Raw genomic sequence first — 16,028 nt, forward strand, 5'->3', positions numbered from 1 at the left:
TAAGTTGCGTGGCTAAAGGTTTAATATAATTTGATATTTTTAACCTTTGATATATGGAAACCCAAAAATCTAAACTTTATTTTGCTTCTGATTTTCATTTAGGAGCACCTAACTATGCCTCTAGCCGAGAACGTGAAGCATGGATAGTAAGCTGGCTAGACCACATCAAACACGATGCTGCGGAATTATTTTTAATGGGTGATATTTTTGATTTTTGGTTTGAATATGCTACTGCCGTTCCTAAAGGATTTATCAGGTTACAAGGTAAGCTTGCCGAGTTAAGCGATGCCGGCACTAAAATATACTTTTTTAAAGGCAACCACGATATGTGGGTATTTGATTATTTTAAGAAAGAATTTGGCATGGAAATCATTAACGATGAGCTTTTGATAGAACGCCATGGTAAAAAGTTTTTATTACACCATGGAGATGGTCTAGGCCCTGGTGACGCATCCTACAAGTTTTTAAAGAAAATTTTTAGAAGTGAATTATGCCAATGGCTTTTTGCCCGTTTGCATCCTAACTTAGGCATTGGTATTGCCAATTACTGGAGTAGCAAAAGCAGGTTAGCCTCTTACAAAAAAGAAGGCGATATTACCCAGCAGTATGAAGAAACTTTTATCAAGAGTTTTTATAAACAACTTAAGCATGATTATGGTAATTTCGACCATTTAGTTATGGGGCACAGGCATTTTCCTACACAGTTTAAATTGGATGAGGAAACCCTGTATACCAATTTGGGCGAATGGGTAAATTATTCTTATTACGCTGTTTTTGACGGTATAGAACTTAAATTGCTTGATTGGAATAAGCATCATGAAAAATAAAAGTCTTTTAAAACTACTGTTACTTTGTTGCTGTATTTTGATACTGACATGGAAAAGTAATGCCCAAAGTTTTAAACTGATTAAGCAGATTGATACCCTTGCTAAAATAGCCCGGGTTGATAATTTGGGAAACTTATTCTTGGTTACGCCTGCTAATGAGCTTATGAAGTTTAACCCTGATGGTAAGTTTTTATGGAATTATACCAACAATAGCTTTGGCGATATAGACCAAATTGATATTACAGACCCTTTAAGGGTGATTTTATATTATCAGGCTTACCAACAAGTTGTGGTACTGAACAATAACTTAAGTGAGATTAGCAGTTATTCTTTTAATAATAACCCCAACCAGCAGATTGCACTGGTAGCATCAGCTAATAACAATGGTTTCTGGATTTACGACCAATTGAACCGCGAGCTTAAAAAACTGAGTAATAATTTTATAGATGAGCTTAAAAGTGGCAATATTTACCAGAGAAATGGTTTTGATATGAATGCTGTTTTTATGCTGAGTACAGACTTATATGTGTTTATTAACGATGCTGGCGAAGGTATCAGGATATTTGACAGGTTTGGTAATTACTACAAAACCGCTGTTATTAATCCTGTTAGAGCTTTTGAGGTAGAGGGCGATGAACTGATTTACCAGCAAGACCATAAGCTATGGCGTTACAACTTCATGACTTTTAAAAAGGAAGAAATAAAACTACCGCTTACAAAACCTGGTAGTACTTTTAGCTACCGCTTAAAGCGACTCTTCATATTAAATGAAAAAGGCTTAACTTTGTGGGCTTTAAATGCTAACTGAGTTTAATGCATTGTTTTGCGTTAACTAAACCGGATAGCAGCGGAAACCCCACAGTGTGTGTTGGGTTTAGCGCCTTGGAAAAACGAGGAGTTGCAGCGTATAGCCGGACTACCCAGACCCAAGTATTACAGGATTTGATTTTCAAAAAAAATGTTAGATAAATTAGAAGCTATAAAACTCCGCCGAGATGATGTGGAGCGGGAATTAACCAACCCAGAGGTTACGCAAGACATGAAACGTTTTGCACAGCTGAACCGTGAGTATAAGGAGTTGGGTTTGATTGTGGATGAGTATTATAAGTACAAAAATGTAATCAGTAATATTGATGCTAACCGCGATATTTTAGCGAACGAGAAAGACCAGGAGTTGCGTGAGATGGCCAAAGAAGAGCTAGATACTTTGGTGCCTTTAAAGGATGAAATGGAGGCTAAAATTAGGTTGATGCTAGTGCCTAAAGACCCAGGAGATGAAAAAGATGCCATTGTAGAGATTAGAGGTGGTACTGGTGGTGATGAGGCTGCAATTTTTGCTGGCGATTTATACCGTATGTATACCCGTTATTGCGAAGGCAGGGGCTGGCGTACCGAAACTTTAGAGGTTACAGAGGGCACCAATGGAGGTTACAAAGAGGTCATTTTTAAAGTTATTGGTGAGGATGTTTACGGAATTTTAAAATACGAATCTGGTGTGCACCGGGTGCAACGCGTTCCAGATACAGAAACCCAGGGAAGGGTACATACTTCTGCCGCATCAGTAGCGGTGTTGCCAGAAGCTGAAGAGGTTGATGTGGAAATTAACCCTGCGGATGTGGAATTACAAACATCAAGATCTGGTGGTGCTGGTGGACAAAATGTAAACAAGGTGGAAACAAAAGTACAGCTAACACACAAGCCATCGGGTATTGTGGTGGTTTGCCAGATAGAGCGTTCGCAATTGGGTAACCGTATTAGAGCTATGGAAATGCTGAGGAGTAAATTGTACGAGCGTGAGTTGGCTAAACATAATGAAGCTATTGCCAGCACACGTAAAACTATGGTATCAACCGGAGACCGATCTGCCAAAATACGTACTTATAACTACCCTCAAGGGCGTGTTACGGAGCATAGAATAGGTTTAACTTTATATAATTTACCAGCTATTATGGATGGTGATATACAGGAAATACTTGATGCTCTGCAATTTGCAGAAAATGCTGAAAAACTGAAAGAGGGCTCTATTGCATAAATTTAAAAAAAGATTTTGCACTTCAATAGAAATATCTATATTTGCACTCCCGAACGATAAGAACGGGAAAAACGGAGTGGTAGTTCAGCTGGTTAGAATGCCTGCCTGTCACGCAGGAGGTCGCGGGTTCGAGTCCCGTCCATTCCGCGAAACCTCTTAGAGAAATCTAAGAGGTTTTTTGTTTTTATAGCATTTCCTGAAATAAGGGATCAAGGAGGATCAGGATCAAGCGTAAAAGTTGGGGAGAGACGTTAAGCATATATTTTAGCTAGTCTAAAAAGGAAGAACTTCACATTTCTTACGCCTCTGAACTGCGAGCGGAAAGCATCTATTTGATTGGGTACTCACCAAAAACTTCATAAAAAACAAATACAAACAATAATAAAATAACTTACTTGCTAAATTTTTGTTCATTAAATTTGTTTGTTCATGAATCATGAACGCATTAAAAAAATGAACAAAGAGAATCGCCAAACTTTGCAATTTGCAACAGAAAGACTGATTGGAATAACCGGAGCTGAAATTGAAATGATTACTCTGGATTGAGCAAATATTAGCTAATCGACCCACCACTTGGTGGCAAAATATGTTAGAAGGTATGAGAGATAAAGTTTAATTTATCAAGTGCTAAATTTACTTCAATAGCAGACAAATAGTTGCAGAAAAAAGGTGAGCATCTTCTCTAAAAAATCGCAAAAAATTGGTTTAAAGGCAAATATGAGATAAGTCTGAGTTCATCCATTCCGCAAAAATAACATCAAAAAACCCATCCAGAAAACGGGCATTACCAAGACAAATCTCTCCTGAATATTCCTGAAGATGAATGTTCTCTTCGAGAAGATAAATGTATATTTAACTTTACAGTAATTTCAAAACTTTATTTTTGTTTAAACAAGCTTTAAAATACCGTAATGAAATATTTCTTAGCAGCAATTTTTGTTGTATCAATAGCAATCAGCGTTAAAGCTCAAACTCATAAAAGTCAAACATTTGCTTTTGGCTCTTGTAATCGTCAGAACTTGCCACAACCTTTATGGGATGTTATTTTAAAAGACCAACCCAATGTATGGATATGGCTAGGAGATAATATTTATGGCGATAGCCATGACATGTCGGTTTTAAAAGAGAAATATCAAATACAAAATGATAATCCTAATTATAAAAAGTTTACTGCTAAAGTACCTATCATTGGTACTTGGGATGACCATGATTATGGCAAAAATGATGCAGGTATAAATTATCCGCGTAAGCAAGAAAGCCAGCAATTAGCTCTTGATTTTTTAAACGTACCTAAAGAAAGTCCAGTTCGTAAACAAGCAGGTATTTATTCGTCTCATGATTATCAAGTAGGAAGCAAACAAATAAAAGTAATACTATTAGATTGCCGATATCATCGTGATACTTTAATGCAAGACAATGATAAAAGATACATCCCCAACTTTAAAGGAGATATTTTAGGAGAAGAGCAGTGGACTTGGTTAGAAAAACAGTTAAGCAGCAATGCTGATGCTTATGTGATTGGCTCTGGTATACAGGTATTATCTGCGGAGCATCCACATGAAAAATGGGCCAATTTCCCTACTGCTAAAAAAAGATTGATGGATTTGTTGGTAAAAACCAAGCCTAAAGGCGTGATTTTATTGAGTGGAGATAGGCATATTGGAGAGTTTTCAAAAATACAAATTATGGGTTTAAACTTCCCACTTTACGATATTACTTCCAGTGGACTTACAAATCCTGCATCACATATTAAAGCAGAGCATAACCCATACCGCGTAGGACCATTGGTTAACCAAAAGAATTATGGACTGTTAGAATTTAAAGATAAAGGCAAAAAGCTTGAGGTAACAATGTCTTTAAAAGGCCTTGAAACACCTGTTTATCATAAAGAGGTAGTGGAATTCTGATTCACACTTTAAATCTTTATGATGAGCGTATTCCTTGAATTTAAGTTGCAAAGGGTTAATAGAGATTATCTCAACAAGCTTTTCCTCAATGCTATGAAAACGATTTTACAAGGGTTAATGTAAAAACACTACCTACCCCAAATTCACTATCAACGCTGATATTACCTCCTTGGGCTTCAATAAAATCTTTACTGATGGCAAGTCCTAATCCGGTACCTTCTTTTTGGGTGCCTGGAACTCTAAAATAGCGTTCAAAAATTTTATCTAGGTATTGGGGGGCTATGCCTTGCCCCTGGTCCTCAATAATTATCTTTACTTCTTTTGTGGTTTCTAACATTTTAACGTTAATAACAGATTGCTCATGAGAGTACCTGATGGCATTGGCTATCAGATTGGTGATTACCCATGCTGTTTTTTCTTTATCCGCTAAAACTTTAGACACTATATCAGAATAATTGATTTCAAATTTTATTTGTTTTTGCTCTGCTTGTGTTTTAGTTGCTTGGATAGCATAATCTAAAATTTCTATAGGGCTAGCAGGTAATATATTTAACTGTATATGACCACTTTCTAATTGTGCCATGTTTAATAACTCGCTCGTAATTTTCAATAAACGATGTGTGTCATCTTGTATACTTTCAATCAAATCATTTTGCTCTGGATTTAGATCCCCCATTTGTTTATTTTTCAAAAGTTGTGTACTCATTTTGATAGAAGAAATGGGTGTTTTCAACTCATGAGAGATGGTTGCTATGAAATTGGTTTTAGCTTCATCCAGCTCGTGGAAAGCGGTAATATTCTTCAAAATATAAACAGAACCAATATTTGTAAAAGCGTAGTCGATATTTTTTTCGGGGTATAAATTACTTTGTGGAACCAAAATATTTAAAGCTTCCTTTTTAAAATAACTTTCTTTTGCATCGGCATAAATTTTCAGCTCATGGTTTACATGATTGTTGAGCAAGTTTTTTAATAAATCGTTCTTTAATGCAACATCTGGCGCAAATTTACCTACGAGGTCATTTTCGTTTAAACCAAAGAGTTTAAGAGCTACAGGGTTAACAAATAAAATATGCTGATGCTCGTCTAACCCAATTACACCATCATTCATGCTGTTAATGATGGCTTCTATCCTTTTCTTCTCAAAAAGAATTTTTGCCAAATTAGAGTTTTCAAAATCATGAAGCTTTTGAGCCATACTATTAAAAGCCTGAGCTAACTCGCCAAACTCGTCTTTAGAAGTAAAGCTTAAACGCTTGTTATAATTTTTTGCTTCAATTTCTTTTATTCCTTCTGTTAATAATTTAATGGGATTTGCAATATAACCTGGGAAATTAACGATAAAACTAAAAGTGATTAATAAACAGATACCTCCCCAAAAAATTAGAAATAAATTGGCACTATGCGCTGTTTTGTTTGCTAGTTCATTTTTAAAGATGATGGCTTTTAAGTTTAAGTCCATGATTTTGTTCAAGCTAGCTCTAATTTGTTGTTGATGTTTAGCTATGTTTAGGGTGTCCGTAGTCGCCTTTAACTGTTCTAAGTGATGTCTTACCTTTGCGGTTAAAACCTGTTCTCCAGGCTCTGTTAAGTTGCTTTCCTGTTTAATAAGTTGCCTTTCAAAGTTATTTAATGCGCTACCAAAATCAGACTTATCTAATTCGTACAACATCAATCTGGTATATTCTAGGGTCTCGTAATTATCTTTAAGAACCAGTTTTGCTTCAGCTGATAGCTTGTTTAAATAATAAGCTGATAGTGCTCCAAGTATCAGAATAATGATAAAAAGTAAGCTAAAGCCTAAACGAAGTTTGGTTTTTATTTTCATTTCATCAAGATAAAATAATCAGGTCAATATCTGTATTTGTTAAGCGTTTAGAAAGTTTTTCGAAAAGATTTGGTTTGAAAAGATTAAGCAGACTAGTACTTTTAGGTTTACCGATGCAAATGGTTGTAATTTGTTTTTCAAGAACCAATTCCATGATGGCTTCTACAATATCAACATTTTTTTTTCTGACAACTTCTGCACCCATTTCTGTAGCTAGCTTTAAATGATTTATTAAGTGTCTTTGATTGGCTAATTTTATTTTATCAGCCGCTTCTGATGGGATTTGAACATATAAAACCATCCATTTAGCATGATAATAAGAGGCTAACCTTGCTGTTTTTCTAATGATGTTTTTTGCACTATTTGGATGTGAACTGATACAAGCTAAAAAGTATTCTTGCCTTAATTGTATTTGCTTAGGAACTTCTGTTTGAATTTTTCTTTCTAGCTGATTAGAAACTTCCCTTAGAGCCAATTCTCTTAATTGTAATATTTTCTCGATTTGGAAAAAATTCCTCAGGGCTAAAGGTACTTTGTCCAAAGTATAAATCTTACCTGTTTTTAGTCTGTCAATCAATTCATCAGCTGTTAAATCAATATTAACTACCTCATCTGCCATTTGCAACACCTTATCTGGCACTCTTTCTTGCACCTCAATACCGGTGATAGCTTTGACATCCTCATTTAAACTTTCTAAATGCTGAATATTTACAGCTGATATCACATTGATACCAGCATTTAAAATATCCAGCACATCTTGCCAGCGTTTTTCGTTTTTGCTACCTTCTATATTCGTGTGTGCCAGTTCATCAATAATAACTACCTCTGGATGCAAATTAATAACTGCTTGTACATCCAGTTCTTCTAATTCTTTACCTTTATAAAATAATTTTCTGCGGGTTATAATGGGCAAACCATCTAAAAGCGCATGCGTCTCTTTTCTTAAATGCGTTTCAATAAAAGCTATTTTTACATCAATACCATTTGCTAAAAGCGCATGTGCTTCTTGCAACATTTTATAAGTTTTGCCTACACCGGCACTCATGCCAATATAAACTTTAAACTTACCTCTTCTATTTGATTTTACTAATTCGAGAAAATCAGAAACTTGTTGCATCTCTAGCTCAATTTTAAATTAAAAAGACAAGGCCAAACTTGCAGTTAAACTGGTATTGTAATTTACAGCGCTGTTATTTCTAATAAAGATTTGGTCTTTGCTATCATAAGTTTTGCCTTCTATTCTAAACGTTGCATTACTTACCGGAGCATAATCAATATTTATTGAATAACCGGTTGTGCTAAAACCATGTGGCGTACCTGTATTGATGATGATGCCATCGCTATCTTTATAAAACTCTACTCTTCCTGCTACAGCCCATTTGGGTTGAAACTTGTATTGAGCAATCAAAACTGGAGCAAAAATCTCACTCTTATCAGATTGACCGCTTAGCTTTTGCTGCGTTCCGTAATCAAACCCTGCTGTTAGCCCCAATACATCCGTTAGTTGTGCAATTGCATAAAAGTTATGATAAAATCTATGCACACTAACTTCATCCACACCTTCGGTACCATAATAATTACTGTAGTTAAAAGTTAAACTTGAATTTGGTTTATAGGTAAGCTGTAATCCACCGGCTGGCTTACTGTTACCATCTTGTCGCATGATTTTTTGCCATCCATTTAAATAAAGTAAGGTTGCAGCAAACTTATTATTGGCCGTAGCATAAGATAATTTTGCCCCAGCTTCATAATAAGGTGTGTTTTCAGAAACTATATTTCTGGTTAACACCCAGCAGTCTTTACTGATAGCGCTCTCAAAACCTATATGAGAGGGAAAAATTCCTGCATCAAACCAAATATTTTGAGTTTTACTTATTTTGACACCTACATTAGCCTCAAAAATGTTTTTTAAAACCCCCGGTTCTGCTGCTAAATTGGCATTGGTATAAGTTCCTGCCATTAAAGCCAGATTTCCTCTTAGCATTTCACCGCTGTAATTGGCTTTTAGAAATCCTAAATTTAGGTTTACTTCATTGTGTCTATTGTGCGAATAGATAAAATTTGGTCTGTTATTACTAGTTGGCTTGTTAAAATCATAAACGTAATAGGTCTCTAAATATCCACTAATATTTATTTTGATAGGTTCTTGCGCTTTTAGTTGAGTTACAACCATTAAGATCAAAGCCAATGATAAAATTTTTGTTTTCATGCTTGTATAATTATTAAAAAGGCTCATTTTGGATTTTCTAGTTTTAATCATGTTATAAAATGAGCTTGGGTGTTAATTTTTATTTGAGAAATCTCCTTGCTGCGCTACAAAATCCTAAACTAAAATAGTAGCACAACAAGGAAGAATTTCTATTTTTTTAATTCGTCTAAAGCTAAATTCAACTTTAAAACATTTACTGCCGAAGGTCCAAATAAGCCTAATAAAGGTTTTTCAGTATTTTCTTCAACCAGTTTTTCCAACTGTTTCTCGTCAAGTTTGCGATATTCTGCTACTCTTTTAATTTGAATTTTAGCTCCTTCTACAGAGATATTTGGGTCTAAACCACTACCAGATGCAGTAACTAAATCTGATGGGATTTGGGATTTTTTTAGATAAGGATGATATTTCAAAAGTGTATCTACCCTATCAGATACTTGTTGCAAATAATCAGGATTTGATGGGCCTTTGTTAGAACCTCCAGAACCTGCTGCGTTATAACCTACTGCTGATGGACGCCCCCAAAAATATTCTGGATTGGTAAAAGACTGACCGATTAAAGCATAACCAACGGTTTCTCCGTTTTTAGTTACTTTTTCTCCGCTGCCTTCTCCTTTACTAAATTTACCAGCAAACGCTAATGTTAAAGGGTATAAGATACATAGCAGCACCATTAAAACTAATGTTAGGCGTATAGATTGTAAAATATACTTTTTCATGATTTCTTAAATTTTAAACAAATAAACCAACCACTAAATCAATTAATTTGATGCCTATAAATGGCGCAACAACTCCTCCAATACCATATATCAAAAGGTTTTGACGTAATAAAGCAGTTGCCCCTATGGGTTTATAAGCAACTCCTTTTAATGCTAAAGGAATTAGAATTGGAATAATGATGGCATTAAAAATTACCGCCGATAGAATTGCACTCTCTGGACTATGTAAACCCATAATGTTTAAGCTTTGTAAAGCCGGAATAGAGGCTATGAAAAGTGCAGGAACGATAGCAAAGTATTTTGCCACATCATTAGCAATAGAAAAAGTGGTTAGTGTACCTCTGGTAATTAATAGCTGCTTTCCAATTTCAACAATTTCAATCAGTTTAGTAGGGTCGTTATCTAAATCAACCATGTTACCGGCTTCTTTAGCGGCTTGTGTTCCACTATTCATGGCAACACCAACATCGGCCTGAGCCAAAGCAGGCGCATCATTTGTTCCATCTCCCATCATAGCCACTAATTTTCCTTGTTGTTGCTCTGCTTTAATATAATTCATTTTATCTTCTGGCTTTGCTTCCGCGATAAAATCATCAACACCTGCTTTCTCAGCAATAAACTTAGCTGTAAGTGGATTATCCCCAGTAACCATTACCGTTTTAACGCCCATTTTACGTAATCGCTCAAAGCGCTCGCTGATACCTGGTTTAATGATGTCTTGCAATTCTATCACTCCCATTACTACTGCGTTTTCAGTCACAACTAATGGGGTTCCTCCGTTAGAAGATATTTTCCTTACTTCCTCAGCGGTATCTTCGGGGAAATTAAAGCCAGCTTTTTGTGTGATATTTCTCATCGCATCAGAAGCACCTTTAAGAATTTGATTTCCGTTGCTTAGTTTAACACCGCTAGACCTTGTTTCTGCAGTAAATTTGATAAAATCCATCCCTTCTTTTTCTGATGATGAAACAGCGCCAATGGGTAAAAGCTGATTGGCCAACTCTACGATTGATTTCCCTTCTGGTGTATCATCGGGGATTGAACTTAATAAACAAAGCTTTATAAAAACTTCTTTTGGTATTCCTTTAGAAGGATAAAATTGTGTTGCCTTTCTGTTACCTATGGTGATGGTGCCCGTTTTATCTAACAATAAAACATCAATATCACCAGCAGTCTCAACCGCTTTACCAGATTTAGTAATCACATTAGCTCTTAAAGCCCTGTCCATACCTGCTATACCAATTGCAGAAAGTAAACCACCAATGGTTGTAGGGATTAAACAAACAAAAAGAGAGATTAAAGCCGCGATGGTAATTGGCGTATTTGCATAATCGGCAAATGGTTTTAAAGTGATACAAACAATGATGAATACCAATGTAAAACTTGCTAATAATATGGTTAAAGCAATTTCATTAGGTGTTTTTTGACGAGAAGCACCTTCTACCAAAGCAATCATTTTATCTAAAAAGCTTTCGCCTGGCGAAGTACTTACCATGACTTTTATCTCATCAGAAAGTACTTTTGTACCTCCAGTTACTGATGATTTATCACCACCAGATTCTCTAATAACTGGTGCTGATTCTCCTGTTATGGCCGATTCATCTATGGTTGCAATACCTTCAATTATTTCTCCATCAGTTGGGATGGTATCACCAGTTTCACAAATAAAAACATCGCCTTTTTTAAGCTGACTTGAAGAAACTTGTTGAATGGTTCCATCTGCTAAAATTAATTTAGCGGGAGTTTCTTCCCTAGTTTTTCGTAAACTATCTGCTTGTGCTTTTCCTCTTGCTTCGGCGATAGCCTCGGCAAAATTTGCAAACAAAAGCGTAAGGAATAGCACTAAAAAGACGAAAAAGTTATAAGTTACAGAACCTTGACCATTATTACTGATAGAATAAAAAGTAACATAAGCCATTACCAAAGTACCAATCTCTACAGTAAACATGACCGGGTTTTTAATCATTACCCTTGGATCTAATTTTACAAAAGATTGTTTTAGTGCAGTTTGAACCAATGCTGGCTCGAATAATTTATTGGATTGAGATTTCATTTTTTATAGTATTACTGAGAATAGGAAATAGGTGCTTTATATGGAGAGATAGAGAATAGAGGCCATTTTCGCATTTACCCCCTTCTATTTTAAATTCCTTAAAGTCTATTCCTATTTTTATGTATATTAAGATTTTAAATTAATAAGCTAGTTTGTGAAACCACACCAAAATTTAGAAGTATGGAAGCAAAGTTTTTCTCTTGTTAAAAAATTATATGCCCTAACTTCTGCTTTTCCAACTGAAGAAAAATTTGGACTTACCTCACAAATTAGAAGGGCCTGCACTTCTGTTCCAGTTAATATAGCGGAAGGTTCTGCCAGAAGATCTGATAAAGAGCTGCTACAATTTTTATACATATCTCTTGGTTCTGCTAGCGAGTTAGATACATTGTTATTGTTATCCAAAGAGCTTGGATTTATAAGTAATGATGATTGCGAAATGGTATTAAAAGATTTAGACTCCATATATAAGTTACTTTTAGGTTTTATCAATACTGTTAAAAAAAGAATCATGGCTGTAAGCAAATAGGAGATTGAAAATAGAGAGCATGAAATAGTCTCATCTTTTAATTTTATCATGCTATAATCAATAATTCTCATTTTCTTCAATCTATTTCTATTCCCTCTATTCTATTCCCTACTCCCCTTATTCTATTCCCTCCATTCTATTCCCTATTCCCTTTATTCTATTCCCCCTTATTCTATTCCCTTAATCCAATCATAGTAAAGTATTCTGCCAAAGGACCCAATGCCAAAGCAGGAAAATAGGAAAGTGCGTTTAAAACTAGAATGACTGCAAATGTCATTAAAGCGAAAGTTTTGGTATCTGTTTTTAGCGTACCTGCCGATTCTGGAATATATTTCTTGGCACCTAATAAACCTGCAATGGCTATTGGACCAATGATAGGTAAGAAACGACCAAGGAATAAAACTATGCCTGTTGAGATATTCCAGAAAATATTATTATCTCCCAAACCTTCAAAACCAGAACCGTTATTGGCATTAGATGAAGTCATTTCATATAACATTTCTGAAAAGCCGTGGAAACTTGGATTATTCAACCAATTTGCTGGTTTCACTGCCCAATCGGCATCGCCATAGGCTCCAAATACAAAAGTTGCTATTGCTGTGCCTGCTAAAATCAATAACGGACTTAATAAGGTGATGATGGCTGCAATTTTTATTTCTCTGGCTTCTACCTTGTGTCCTAAAAACTCAGGCGTTCTGCCTACCATTAAGCCAGAAATAAACACTGCGATGATGAGATAAATAAAGTAATTCAAAATACCTACTCCGCAACCGCCATAAAACGAATTAATCATCATCCCTAAAAGTTGATATAATCCTGATAAAGGCATTCCACTATCATGCATAGAATTTACTGATCCTGTGGAAATAATCGTAGTAACAGTACTCCAATAGGCTGATGCTGCAGGTCCAAACCTTACTTCTTTGCCTTCCATGGCTCCAGTGCTTTGGCTAATTCCTAATTTTTCTATGGCAGGATTACCCCCCAATTCACTCATAATGGTTGGTATCAGGAGCATAAACATCCCAATGGTCATCACCCCAAAAATGGTCCAGGCAAATTTTCTCTTTCTGATAAAATATCCAAAAGCTAAAACCATAGCTATAGGAATAATCATTTGAGAAATCACCTCAACCATATTGGTTAAATAACTTGGATTTTCTAACGGATGCGCAGAATTTACACCAAACCACCCTCCTCCGTTTGTTCCTAAATGTTTTACAGCAATCATTCCAGCAGCAGGCCCTCTTGATACATTTACCGTATCTCCTTGCAAAGAAATGAATTGATCTTTTCCTTCGTAACTGGTTGGTGTACCATTAAAAGCTAATATTAAACCTACAATTAAAGAAAGTGGAAGTAATAATCTGGTTATTGATTTCACAAAAAATTCCCAAAAATTACCTAGGGTAGTAGTGGTTTTATCTCTAAATGCTTTAAAGAACACTACTGCTGCTGCAATACCTGTTGCTGCACTTGTAAAATGCAAAAACATGATTACAAATTGTTGGGTAAAATATGTTAAGCCAGATTCGCCCGAGTAATGCTGTAAATTACAGTTTACGACGAAACTGATGATGGTATTGAATGATAAATCAGGACTCATCCCTGCGTTTCCATCAGGGTTTAGTGGTAATTTATCTTGATACATCAAAACAAAAAAACCATAAACTAACCAAACAGAATTAATGGTTAACATGGCTTTTAAATGTTGCTTCCAGGTCATTTGCTCTTTAGGATTGATGCCGGATAGCTTATAAATGATGCTTTCAAAGGGTTTTAAAAAGTCTGTCCATGTTTTTTCTCCAGCAAATACTTTTGCCAGGTATTTTCCAAGTGGTACAGCAATTACCAAGGTGATGGCAAATGAAGCTATAATTCCAAGTAATTCAGTATTCATGATGAAGGGTTAAAATTTTTCGGGCTTTAGCAGTACATAAACCATGTAAATGAAAACTGCTATGGATATAATTAATAAATAAATCATTGTTTTGGGGATTAAATTTTCTCGAACCAGTTTATACATTTAAATGCAAGCCAGCAGAGTAGTAAAAGGGTTAGCAATAAGATGAGTATAAGCATGATTAAGATTTTAAAAAGATGTTTGAAAGAATAGAGATAACAGCTAAGCTTAGCATTAAACCCATAAATACTTGGTATGGTGTGGGTTTGTAATGATTTGATTTTTCCATATTTGTGATATTAATTTTGATAGCCCATACCAAAACAAATACCCTAGTGAAATTTAGGAAAAGAATAAAATCAATAAGCTGATTATCAGTGCATTTAATAAAAAGCACTCATCATAAGAATTATAAAAGCCTATCAAAATGGAAGGGTAGATTTTCAAATTGGTAGGCTTTGGGGAAAAGATGATAACCATACAGCTTATTGATAAATCAAAAGCTGATTAAAAATAATATCGTGTAAGCTTATTTTAAACCGTATTCTTCTAACTTGCGATAGAGGGTAGTTAAACCAATATTGAGTAGCCTAGCGGCCTCGGTTTTATTTTGACTGGTGTGATGTAAAACTTTAAGGATGTGCTGTTTTTCGATGGTTTGCAAATCAAAAGCATTAAGATTTGAATCTGATTTATTAAACTCCCAGGGAAGCAAAGAGCTGTCTAACTCATCAGCGGAAGCTAAAATAACCGCTCTTTCTATCATATTTTTTAATTCTCTGACATTCCCTTTCCATTGGTGAGCTTTCAACTCTTTTAAAAAATCTGGAGATATTTTTTTCACTCCTTGATTGATTTTAGCAGCAAATTCTTTGAGGTAAAAATCAGCCAATAATTCAATATCTTCTTTTCTTTGGTTTAAGGATGGAATGGCTATAGAAAAAACCGATAGTCGATAAAAAAGATCTAATCTAAACCTGTTTTCTTCCGCTTCTTTTTGTAAATTTCTATTGGTAGCAGCAATAATTCTTACATCTACTTTTATGGTTTCAGTAGCACCTACTTTTATAAAAGTACCTGTTTCTAAAACACGTAATAATTTGGCTTGTAAATCAATATCAAGTTCGCCAATCTCATCTAAAAACAAAGTACCTGAATGAGCTTCTTCAAACAAGCCTTTTTTATCTTTTAATGCCCCGGTAAATGCGCCTGCTTTATGCCCAAATAGTTCGCTTTCTAATAATTCTTTTGATAATGCACTACAATTGATAGCTACAAATTTTTTATTTGCTCTTTTGCTTTCGTAATGAATGGCATTGGCAAAAACCTCTTTTCCAGAACCAGTTTCTCCTAAAAGTAAAACAGTGGTATCAGTTTTAGCTACTTTTTCGGCCAAGTTTATCACTTCCTTTATGGCATCTGATTTACCAATGATAGACCTAAAACTAAACTTACCAGCTATTTTAGCTTCCAATTCTAGAACTCTCCGCTGTAATAAAGATTTTTCCATTGCTTTGGCTATCAAAGGGATAATTTTATCATTATCATCTCCTTTAGTGATATAGTCAAAAGCTCCATTCTTTATAGCTTGTACACCATCAGAAATATTTCCATAGGCAGTTAAAAGGATAACTTCAGGTATGGGATATTGCTCTTTTATTTTTTTTACAAATGTAACCCCATTACCATCTGGCAGTTTTACATCGCATAATATGATATCTACATCGTACTGCTCAAGTTTCTTTAATGCAGTTTTACAATCTGCAGCCTGTATAACTTCAAAACCCTCCAGTGTAATTATCCTGGCCATCAGAGTTCTTAGTTTATCTTCATCATCTATCAGTAATACTTTTCTCAAAATATGATGCTTATATTATGATGTAAAGGTATTGTTTATTTCTATTTTACAAGATAGTACGAATAATTGACTATACGTATTGCTTTGGGTTAAAGCATAGCCCTATGTAAGAAAGAAATTATAATTTATTTAGGCTAATGTAATCGTTTAAAATTTACCTGCTTAT

13 protein-coding genes and 1 tRNA gene are annotated in these 16,028 nt (G+C 35.0%); 6 read left to right on the forward strand and 8 right to left on the reverse strand.

Features of this window, described 5'->3' with window-relative positions:
* Window positions 1–53 precede the first annotated feature (53 nt).
* From B2745_RS08170 to B2745_RS08190, 5 genes are all read left to right on the forward strand, one after another.
* A complete protein-coding gene (locus B2745_RS08170; protein WP_304065213.1) occupies window positions 54–827 on the forward strand; it encodes a UDP-2,3-diacylglucosamine diphosphatase in 774 nt (257 codons plus the stop codon).
* Window positions 817–1,635, forward strand: a complete 819-nt coding sequence (locus B2745_RS08175; protein ID WP_304065215.1) for a hypothetical protein — start codon at window positions 817–819, stop codon at window positions 1,633–1,635. Before B2745_RS08170 ends, B2745_RS08175 begins: the two co-directional genes overlap by 11 nt.
* A 150-nt stretch (window positions 1,636–1,785) precedes the next feature.
* Window positions 1,786–2,859 (forward strand): peptide chain release factor 1, encoded by a 1,074-nt coding sequence (gene prfA / locus B2745_RS08180; protein WP_026903880.1) that lies wholly within the window; start codon window positions 1,786–1,788, stop codon window positions 2,857–2,859.
* A 73-nt stretch (window positions 2,860–2,932) separates the two neighbouring features.
* Window positions 2,933–3,006, forward strand: a tRNA-Asp gene (locus tag B2745_RS08185).
* A 764-nt stretch (window positions 3,007–3,770) separates the two neighbouring features.
* Window positions 3,771–4,766, forward strand: coding sequence for an alkaline phosphatase D family protein (locus tag B2745_RS08190; protein WP_304065218.1), 996 nt, complete (start codon window positions 3,771–3,773; stop codon window positions 4,764–4,766).
* Window positions 4,767–4,857: 91 nt separating this feature from the next.
* On the opposite strand, the gene B2745_RS08195 is transcribed toward B2745_RS08190, so the two are convergent.
* The 5 genes from B2745_RS08195 to kdpB all read right to left on the reverse strand — a co-directional run bounded on the left by B2745_RS08195 (window position 4,858) and on the right by kdpB (window position 11,572).
* Complete coding sequence (locus B2745_RS08195; protein ID WP_304065224.1) at window positions 4,858–6,594, reverse strand: sensor histidine kinase; 1,737 nt, start codon at window positions 6,592–6,594, stop codon at window positions 4,858–4,860.
* Between the two features lie 4 nt (window positions 6,595–6,598).
* Window positions 6,599–7,711 (reverse strand): sensor protein KdpD, encoded by a 1,113-nt coding sequence (locus B2745_RS08200; RefSeq protein WP_304065227.1) that lies wholly within the window; start codon window positions 7,709–7,711, stop codon window positions 6,599–6,601.
* An 18-nt stretch (window positions 7,712–7,729) separates the two neighbouring features.
* Window positions 7,730–8,803: a porin gene (locus B2745_RS08205; protein WP_304065228.1), complete on the reverse strand. Its 1,074-nt coding sequence runs from the start codon at window positions 8,801–8,803 to the stop codon at window positions 7,730–7,732.
* A gap of 149 nt (window positions 8,804–8,952) precedes the next feature.
* Window positions 8,953–9,519, reverse strand: coding sequence for a K(+)-transporting ATPase subunit C (locus tag B2745_RS08210; RefSeq protein WP_304065230.1), 567 nt, complete (start codon window positions 9,517–9,519; stop codon window positions 8,953–8,955).
* A gap of 13 nt (window positions 9,520–9,532) precedes the next feature.
* Window positions 9,533–11,572 carry a potassium-transporting ATPase subunit KdpB gene (gene kdpB, locus B2745_RS08215; RefSeq protein ID WP_304065233.1) on the reverse strand — a complete coding sequence of 680 codons (2,040 nt, stop codon included), beginning with the start codon at window positions 11,570–11,572 and terminating at the stop codon, window positions 9,533–9,535.
* Between the two features lie 154 nt (window positions 11,573–11,726).
* On the opposite strand from kdpB, the gene B2745_RS08220 reads away from it, so the two are divergent.
* Window positions 11,727–12,101: a four helix bundle protein gene (locus B2745_RS08220; protein ID WP_304065236.1), complete on the forward strand. Its 375-nt coding sequence runs from the start codon at window positions 11,727–11,729 to the stop codon at window positions 12,099–12,101.
* A gap of 172 nt (window positions 12,102–12,273) precedes the next feature.
* Here B2745_RS08220 and kdpA read toward each other — a convergent pair whose 3' ends face one another.
* The 3 genes from kdpA to B2745_RS08230 all read right to left on the reverse strand — a co-directional run bounded on the left by kdpA (window position 12,274) and on the right by B2745_RS08230 (window position 15,862).
* Window positions 12,274–14,001 carry a potassium-transporting ATPase subunit KdpA gene (gene kdpA / locus B2745_RS08225; RefSeq protein WP_304065238.1) on the reverse strand — a complete coding sequence of 576 codons (1,728 nt, stop codon included), beginning with the start codon at window positions 13,999–14,001 and terminating at the stop codon, window positions 12,274–12,276.
* Between the two features lie 9 nt (window positions 14,002–14,010).
* Window positions 14,011–14,127, reverse strand: a complete 117-nt coding sequence (gene kdpF / locus B2745_RS16995) for a K(+)-transporting ATPase subunit F (protein ID WP_195759276.1) — start codon at window positions 14,125–14,127, stop codon at window positions 14,011–14,013.
* 406 nt (window positions 14,128–14,533) lie between these two features.
* Window positions 14,534–15,862, reverse strand: a complete 1,329-nt coding sequence (locus B2745_RS08230; RefSeq protein ID WP_414691926.1) for a sigma-54-dependent transcriptional regulator — start codon at window positions 15,860–15,862, stop codon at window positions 14,534–14,536.
* Window positions 15,863–16,028 lie beyond the last annotated feature (166 nt).

The organism is Pedobacter glucosidilyticus, assembly GCF_002483235.1.
GTDB lineage: Bacteria > Bacteroidota > Bacteroidia > Sphingobacteriales > Sphingobacteriaceae > Pseudopedobacter > Pseudopedobacter glucosidilyticum_B.

What these genes read in the sequence shown, in the direction of transcription:
- kdpA (WP_304065238.1), bottom strand. Translation starts at nt 14,001, where the DNA reads ATGAATACTGAATTACTTGGAATTATAGCTTCATTTGCCATCACCTTG.
- prfA (WP_026903880.1), top strand. Translation starts at nt 1,786, where the DNA reads ATGTTAGATAAATTAGAAGCTATAAAACTCCGCCGAGATGATGTGGAG.
- B2745_RS08200 (WP_304065227.1), bottom strand. Translation starts at nt 7,711, where the DNA reads ATGCAACAAGTTTCTGATTTTCTCGAATTAGTAAAATCAAATAGAAGA.
- B2745_RS08195 (WP_304065224.1), bottom strand. Translation starts at nt 6,594, where the DNA reads ATGAAAATAAAAACCAAACTTCGTTTAGGCTTTAGCTTACTTTTTATC.
- B2745_RS08175 (WP_304065215.1), top strand. Translation starts at nt 817, where the DNA reads ATGAAAAATAAAAGTCTTTTAAAACTACTGTTACTTTGTTGCTGTATT.
- B2745_RS08210 (WP_304065230.1), bottom strand. Translation starts at nt 9,519, where the DNA reads ATGAAAAAGTATATTTTACAATCTATACGCCTAACATTAGTTTTAATG.
- kdpB (WP_304065233.1), bottom strand. Translation starts at nt 11,572, where the DNA reads ATGAAATCTCAATCCAATAAATTATTCGAGCCAGCATTGGTTCAAACT.
- B2745_RS08190 (WP_304065218.1), top strand. Translation starts at nt 3,771, where the DNA reads ATGAAATATTTCTTAGCAGCAATTTTTGTTGTATCAATAGCAATCAGC.
- kdpF (WP_195759276.1), bottom strand. Translation starts at nt 14,127, where the DNA reads ATGTATAAACTGGTTCGAGAAAATTTAATCCCCAAAACAATGATTTAT.
- B2745_RS08170 (WP_304065213.1), top strand. Translation starts at nt 54, where the DNA reads ATGGAAACCCAAAAATCTAAACTTTATTTTGCTTCTGATTTTCATTTA.
- B2745_RS08205 (WP_304065228.1), bottom strand. Translation starts at nt 8,803, where the DNA reads ATGAAAACAAAAATTTTATCATTGGCTTTGATCTTAATGGTTGTAACT.